This window comes from Falsiroseomonas oryzae (genome assembly GCF_027856955.1).
Classification (GTDB): domain Bacteria; phylum Pseudomonadota; class Alphaproteobacteria; order Acetobacterales; family Acetobacteraceae; genus Falsiroseomonas; species Falsiroseomonas oryzae.
Window position 1 is genome coordinate 1 of the sequence record NZ_JAPSMD010000302.1, and the last position, 6,703, is coordinate 6,703.

The 6,703-nt window shown below is 71.0% G+C and carries 6 protein-coding genes; 5 read left to right on the forward strand and 1 reads right to left on the reverse strand.

The genetic code is table 11. From position 1 onward, the window contains the following. Positions 1-400: 400 nt before the first annotated feature. From OZN99_RS22355 to OZN99_RS22375, 5 genes are read left to right on the forward strand one after another with little or no spacing between them, the layout of a single operon-like run. The gene (locus OZN99_RS22355) at positions 401-1,792 is read left to right on the forward strand and encodes a M20/M25/M40 family metallo-hydrolase (RefSeq protein ID WP_270937467.1); all 1,392 of its coding nucleotides are present in this window, start codon (positions 401-403) and stop codon (positions 1,790-1,792) included. A gap of 21 nt (positions 1,793-1,813) precedes the next feature. Further along, positions 1,814-3,361, forward strand: a complete 1,548-nt coding sequence (locus OZN99_RS22360; RefSeq protein ID WP_270937468.1) for an AbgT family transporter — start codon at positions 1,814-1,816, stop codon at positions 3,359-3,361. A 60-nt stretch (positions 3,362-3,421) separates the two neighbouring features. Continuing rightward, entirely contained in the window at positions 3,422-3,877 is a 456-nt protein-coding gene (locus tag OZN99_RS22365) for a hypothetical protein (RefSeq protein WP_270937469.1), read from the forward strand. 34 nt (positions 3,878-3,911) lie between these two features. After that, positions 3,912-4,607, forward strand: a complete 696-nt coding sequence (locus OZN99_RS22370) for a MarC family protein (RefSeq protein WP_270937470.1) — start codon at positions 3,912-3,914, stop codon at positions 4,605-4,607. Positions 4,608-4,650: 43 nt separating this feature from the next. Further along, a complete protein-coding gene (locus OZN99_RS22375) occupies positions 4,651-6,498 on the forward strand; it encodes an SLC13 family permease (protein ID WP_270937471.1) in 1,848 nt (615 codons plus the stop codon). A gap of 24 nt (positions 6,499-6,522) precedes the next feature. On the opposite strand, the gene OZN99_RS22380 is transcribed toward OZN99_RS22375, so the two are convergent. Then, positions 6,523-6,703 (reverse strand): hypothetical protein (locus OZN99_RS22380; RefSeq protein WP_270937472.1); only part of this gene is annotated, 181 nt, incomplete at its 5' end.

The following is a 6,703-nucleotide window of genomic DNA, read 5'->3' on the forward strand; positions in this document are numbered from 1 at the left end:
CACAGCCCGGCCCGGCGGCCAGCGCGCTGCTCCTCGGCGCCCGGACTGCCCGGCACGCCGCGTCGCCCGCCCGCAGCTTGGGACGCCCTGAACAGCACCGGCACCCCGCGCGCATATGCGTCGTGCCGTGCGGGGGTTACCGTTCGCACGTGCCGACCCGGGTCGGGCGCATCGCGGAGGTCGCTGCGACGTCCCGGTGCGCGTGCCCGGCGCGCCGGCTGCGCTGCGACGGGCCGCACCGCGGGCCGACGCCGCGTCACCACACACGGAGGAAGCGTGGTGCCCATCATGGAAGGCCCGCCGGACCACCCGGCGCGCTCCGTCGCCCCGTCCGGATGGTGCCGGGGCGCGGCCCATGCAGCCCGTGCCGCCCGCCGTCCAGGAGCCCCGGAGCGACCCCATGTCCAGGCTTGACGATGTCCTCGCGCACATAGACGCCAGCCTCGAGTCGGCGCTGGAGCGGCTCTTCGCCCTGCTTCGCATCCGGTCCATCTCCACCGACCCGGCCTATGCCGCGGAATGCCGGGCCTGCGCGGAATGGCACGCGAAGGACCTCGCCTCCATCGGCTTCGAGGCCGCGGTGCGCGACACGCCGGGCCATCCCATGGTGGTCGCGCATGCGCGCGAGGGCGCCGGCACCTCCGCGCTGTTTTACGGCCATTACGACGTGCAGCCGGTGGATCCGCTCGAGCTCTGGGACCACGACCCGTTCGAGCCGAAATTCGCCACGCTTCCCGATGGCACGCGCATCATCAAGGGACGCGGCGCGTCGGACGACAAGGGCCAGGTGATGGTCTTCATCGAGGCCTGCCGCGCCTGGAAGGCGGTGACGGGCTCGCTGCCGATCCCCGTCACCGTGCTGCTGGAAGGCGAGGAGGAATCCGGCGGCGTGAACCTGCCGCCCTTCCTGAAGCAGAACGCGGCGGAGCTGAAGGCCGATATCGGCCTGATCTGCGACACCAACATGTGGGACGCGAGGACGCCCGCCATCCAGACCATGCTGCGCGGCCTCTGCGGCGAGGAGGTCTTCATCCACGCCGCCAGCCGCGACCTGCATTCCGGCTTCTACGGCTCGGCCGCCGCGAACCCGAACCGGGTGCTGGCGCGCATCCTGGCCGACCTGCACGACGCCGATGGCCGCGTGACGCTGAAGGGCTTCTACGACGGCGTGCCGGAACTGCCGGAGGCACTGCGCAAGGACTGGGACAGCCTGGGCTTCAGCGCCGAGGCCTTCCTGGGCGAGGTCGGGCTGTCGGTCCCGGCCGGCGAGAAGGGGCGCTCCGCGCTGGAAATGGTCTGGTCGCGTCCCACCGCCGAGATCAACGGCATGGGCGGCGGCTACCAGGGCGAGGGCTTCAAGACGGTGATCCCCGCCATCGCCTCCGCCAAGGTCTCCTTCCGGCTCGTCTTCGACCAGGATCCGCACAAGATCCGCGCCGCCTTCCGCGAGCACGTGCTGGCGCGGCTGCCGGCGGATTGCCGCGCCGAGTTCAAGGAGCACGGCTCCGGCACCGCGATCCGCTTCCCGGTGGACGACCCGGCCTTCGCCCGGGCGCGCCAGGCGCTGGGCGAGGAATGGGGCAAGCCGGCGGTGTTCATCGGCGGCGGCGGCTCCATCCCGGTGACGTCGGAGCTGAAGAAGGCGCTGGGGATGGACGTCATCCTCGCCGGCTTCGCGCTGGAGGACGACCGCATCCACAGCCCGAACGAGAAATACAACGTGACGAGCTTCCACAGGGGCATGCGAAGCTGGGCGCGCATCCTCGACGCGCTGTCGCGGCAGGGCGCGTAGCGGGTCACGGGGGAGGGGACGATGGACACGGGCAACGCGACGCCGGCCGAGGCGCGGCCCACCACGATGCAGCGCGTGCTGGACGCGGTGGAGCGCGTGGGCAACCGCGTGCCGCATCCCGTGATGATCTTCGTCTACCTGATCATCCTGGTGGTGGTGCTCTCCGCGGTGCTGCAGCTGCTCGGCGCCAGCGTCACCTACCAGACCTACGACACGGCCACCGGCGACATCGCCACCGCCACCACCGCGGCGCGCAGCCTGCTCTCCGTGGACGGCATCCGGTTCATGTTCACCGGCGTCGTGCAGAACTTCATGAACTTCAACGCGGTGGGCGTGATCATCGTCGCCATGGTCGGCGTCGGCGTCGCCGAGGAGTCGGGGCTGGTCAAGGCGCTGATCCGCAAGCTGGTGATCGTGGCGCCCGCCAGGGCGCTGACCTACATCCTGACCTTCGTCGGCATCGTCTCCTCCATCGCGGCGGATGCCGGCTACCTCGTGCTGATCCCACTGGCAGCCGCGGCCTTCGTCAGCGTGGGGCGGCATCCGCTGGCCGGCCTCGCGGTCGGCTTCGCCTCGGTCGCCTCGGCCTTCCTGGTCAACGTGCTGATCGTGCCGACCGACGGCATCCTGACCGAGATCACGAACGACGCGATCCGGCTGGTCAACCCGAACCTGTCCATCGACCTCGCGGCGAATCTCTGGTTCTCGATCGGCTCGGTGCTGCTGCTGACGGTGCTGATCGGGCTGGTGACGGAACGCGTGATCGAGCCGCGCCTCGGCCCCTACACGGGCGACTACGTGGTGGAGGGCGAGAGCGCGCTGTCCGAGGACGAGTATCGCGGCCTGCGCCACGCGCTCTGGGCGATGCTCGGCGTCTTCGGCTTCCTCGCGCTGCTCACCCTGCCGCCGGGCGCGCCGCTGCGCCACCCCGAGACCGGGGCGATCATCGGCAACTCGCCCTTCATGACCAGCCTGATCGTGTCCATCGCGCTGGTCTTCCTGGCCTGCGGCATCGCCTATGGGCGCGGCGCGAAGACGCTGGTTGGCACCAATGCGGTGATGGCGGCAATCCAGAAGGCCATCGGCAACCTGGCCGGGCTGATCCTTCTGCTGCTGGTGATCAGCCAGTTCATCGCCTTCTTCAACTACTCGAACATGGCGACGCTGGCGGCGGTTTCGCTGGCGGACATCCTGCAGCGCGCCAATCTCGACGCGCTCTGGCTGCTGGTCGGCTTCGTGGTGGTGACCTTCGTCCTGGACCTGATCATCACCGGGGCGGTGGCGAAATGGGCGATCTTCGCGCCGATCTTCGTCCCCCTGCTGATGCAGCTCGGCGTCACGCCGGAAGCGGTCCTGGCGGCCTACCGGGTGGGCGATTCGCCCATCAACTCGATCACGCCGCTGAACGCCTACTTCGCCATGATCGTCACCTTCGCCATCAAGTATCAGAAGGATGCGGGCATCGGCACGGTGATCGCGCTGATGCTGCCCTATGTCATGGTGCTCTGCGTGGTATGGACGCTGTTCATGGCGGGCTGGCACCTCTCCGGGCTGCCCTGGGGACTGTGATGCTGGTCTTTTTCCGCCGCTCCCCCTATGCCGGCGAAATCGGGCATCGGGGGAGAGCGGATGACCTGTCGCGGCCGCGTCGGCGCCCTCATGGGGCTCCTGGTCCTGGCGCTCGGCCTGCCTGCGCAGGCACAGCAGCGCCCGGACCCGAACCCGGACGCCTCCATCGTGATCGAGCAGGTGCGTGTTGGGGTGCTGGCGGTCGGCGCTTCGGTCGGCGGCGGGCGTCTGCGCTTCCGGGGCGAGGAGCACTCCTTCGCGGTCCGCGGCCTCGAATTCGGCAGCCTCGGCGTGGCCAGCCTCTCGGCGACCGGCGAGGTGTTCAACCTGCGCCGGCTGGAGGATTTCTCCGGCCGCTACGAGGAACACGCCGCGCAGGCCCCGTCCGAGGGGGAGAGCGGGCCGACCACCTATTTCCTGCGGAACGCCGCCGGCGTGGAACTGAGGCTGCGCACGGAGCGGCTGGGTGGTCAGCTGCGCTTCGCGCCAGGCGGCGTGACGATCGAGCTGCGCTGACGCCGGGCCGCCCGCCGGCATTGGGCGGGACGCAATGATCATCGACGGCTTCCTTGTCGCCACGCTGCTGTCCAGCTGGCTCTTCGGCTACTCGGCGCTCATCAGCATCATCAACCCGCCCGCCGGCGCGCTGATCTTCCAAAGCATGACCCAGTGGCTCACCGCGCAGGACCGCGCGCGGCTGGCCCGCGCGATCGCGCTGAACAGCTTCGTGGTGCTGGTGGTCGCGCTGTTCCTCGGCTCGCACGTGCTCGGCTTCTTTGGCATCTCGCTGGAAGCGCTGCGCATCGCCGGCGGGCTTGCCGTGGCCGTCGCCGGCTGGCGCATGCTGAACGAGGAGCCGGAAGCGGCGCAGCGTCGGGACGCGCGCGCGCCCGCGGCGCTGGACACCGCGCCGATCGAGCGCATGGCCTTCTTCCCGCTGACGCTGCCGCTGACCACCGGCCCGGGCTCGATCGCCGCCTGCATCGCGCTGTCGGCGGAGCGGCGGGCCTCCGGCGTGGGCGACGTGCTGGTGAACGGCCTCTCCTCGGTCCTGATCGCCGTCTCGGTCGCCGCCTCGGTCTGGATCGCCTATGCGAATGCCGCCGCCCTGGCGCGGCGGCTGGGTCCGCAGGGCACGCTGGTCGCCTCCAAGCTCGCCGCCTTCCTGCTGCTGTGCATCGGCGCGCAGATCATGCTGACGGGCGCGACCGACGCGCTGCGCGCGGTCGGGGCGGCGCGCCCGTGATCGCAGCCCAACTCCCGGCATCTCCCGGCCACGAAGCGGTACCATGAACACCGATCTCGCCCTCGTGCTGCTGCTGCTCGCCGCCGCCATCGCCATGTTCATCGCCAATCGCCCACGGATGGATGCGGTGGGGCTGCTGATGATCGTGCTGCTGCCGCTCACCGGTGTCATCACCATGAACGAGGCGCTGGCCGGCTTCGCCGATCCCAGCATCGTCCTGATCGCCGCGCTGTTCGTCATCGGGGAAGGGCTGGTGCGCACCGGCGTCGCACGCCGGATCGGCGACTGGCTGGCGCAGGTGGCGGGCGGCAGCGAGGCGCGGATGCTGGCCATGCTGATGGTCGCCGCGGCGGGCCTGGGCTCTGTGATGAGCGGCACGGCGGTGGTGGCCATCTTCATCCCGATCGTGCTGCGGCTGTGCCAGGGCAGCGGCGCGTCGCCGCGCGCGCTGATGATGCCGCTGTCGGTCGCGGCGCTGCTCAGCGGCATGCTGACGCTGATCGCCACGGCGCCGAACCTGATGGTCAATGCCGAGCTGGAGCGGCAGGGCCTGCAGGGCTTCGGCTTCTTCGGCATCACGCCTTTCGGCCTGCCGCTGCTGGTCCTCGGCGTGCTCTACATGCTGCTGGCGCGACGCCTGCTGGTCGGCGGCGGGGCAGCGTCCGCCGCGGCGGCGGCGCCGGCCGCGCGGCGCGCCAGCCTGCAGGACTGGATCGAGCTCTACGCGCTGCCGGACCGCGAGTACCGGCTGCGCGTGGCGGAGGGGTCGCCGCTGGCGGGCCGCACGCTCGAGGAGCTCGGCCTGCGGGCCGAGGGGCTGAACATTCTCGCCATCGAGCGGGCGCGCCGCTTCGGCGTGGACCTGGTGCGTCCGTCCGGCGCGGTCGTGCTGCAGCTCGGCGACGTGCTGCTGGCCGACATGCAGGCCGCCGATGCCGACCACGCCGCCGTCTTCGCGCGGCACGGGCTGGAGGTGCTGCCGCTCGGCGACGGCAGCCGCTACTTCACCAGCCGCGCGCAGCAGGTGGGCATGGTGGAGGCACTGGTCCCGGCCGAATCGCCGCTGGTCGGGCAGACGCTGATCCAGGCGCGGCTGCGCTCGGACTACGGGATGACGGCGATCGGGCTGCGTCACGGGCGCACGCCGGCCGGGCCCGACCTGCTCTCTCAGCGGCTCCAGGTCGGCGACACGCTGCTGCTGTTCGGCTTCTGGTCCGACCTGCACAAGCTGCGGCGCGACAATGCCGACCTGGTGCTGCTCAACCTGCCCGCCGAGTTCGACGAGGTCCTGCCGGCGCCCGGCCGCGCGGTGGAAGCGGTGCTGTGCCTGGCGGTCACGGTCGGCCTCATGGTCAGCGGCATCCTGCCGAACGTGCATGCCGCGCTGATCGGCTGCCTGCTGATGGGGCTGTTCCGCTGTGTGGACCTCGGCAGCGCCTACCGGGCGATCAGCTGGAAGACGCTGGTGCTGATCGTCGGCATGCTGCCCTTCTCGATCGCGCTGCAGCGGACCGGCGGCGTGGACCTGGCGGCTGATGCGCTGGTCTCCCTGGCGGGCGATTATCCGCCGCGGGTCGTGCTGGCTGTGCTGTTCGGCATCACCGCGATGCTCGGCCTGTTCATCTCCAACACGGCGACGGCGGTGCTGATGGCGCCGGTGGCCATCGTGGTGGCCGGCGACCTGGGCCTGTCGCCCTATCCCTTCGCCATGACCGTCGCGCTGGCCGCCTCGGCCGCCTTCATGACGCCGGTCTCCTCGCCGACGAACACGCTGGTCGTCGCGCCGGGCAACTACGGCTTCGGCGATTTCATCAAGGTCGGCGTGCCTTTCACGCTGGTGGTGATGGCGTTCACTGTGCTGATGGTGCCCTGGCTGCTGCCGCTGCACTGACGGCACGCGGACCCGGCGGGCCGTTCAGGCGGCCGCCTGCTGGTTCGTCAGCCGGCGGAGCAGGCCGCAGAAATCGTCTTCCGCCGTCTCGACCGTCGGCGCCGCGGCCCGCGGCGCCGGGCGCAGGCCCGCCAGCGCCGCCGCGCGCGCCTCGCGCGGGGGATAGCCGAAGGTGCGGCCGAAGGCGCGGCTGAAGGCGCTGGCG

Bases quoted from the DNA above. Each gene is read 5' to 3' on its own strand.
- OZN99_RS22355 (WP_270937467.1), top strand. From the start codon at position 401: ATGTCCAGGCTTGACGATGTCCTCGCGCACATAGACGCCAGCCTCGAG.
- OZN99_RS22360 (WP_270937468.1), top strand. From the start codon at position 1,814: ATGGACACGGGCAACGCGACGCCGGCCGAGGCGCGGCCCACCACGATG.
- OZN99_RS22365 (WP_270937469.1), top strand. From the start codon at position 3,422: ATGACCTGTCGCGGCCGCGTCGGCGCCCTCATGGGGCTCCTGGTCCTG.
- OZN99_RS22370 (WP_270937470.1), top strand. From the start codon at position 3,912: ATGATCATCGACGGCTTCCTTGTCGCCACGCTGCTGTCCAGCTGGCTC.
- OZN99_RS22375 (WP_270937471.1), top strand. From the start codon at position 4,651: ATGAACACCGATCTCGCCCTCGTGCTGCTGCTGCTCGCCGCCGCCATC.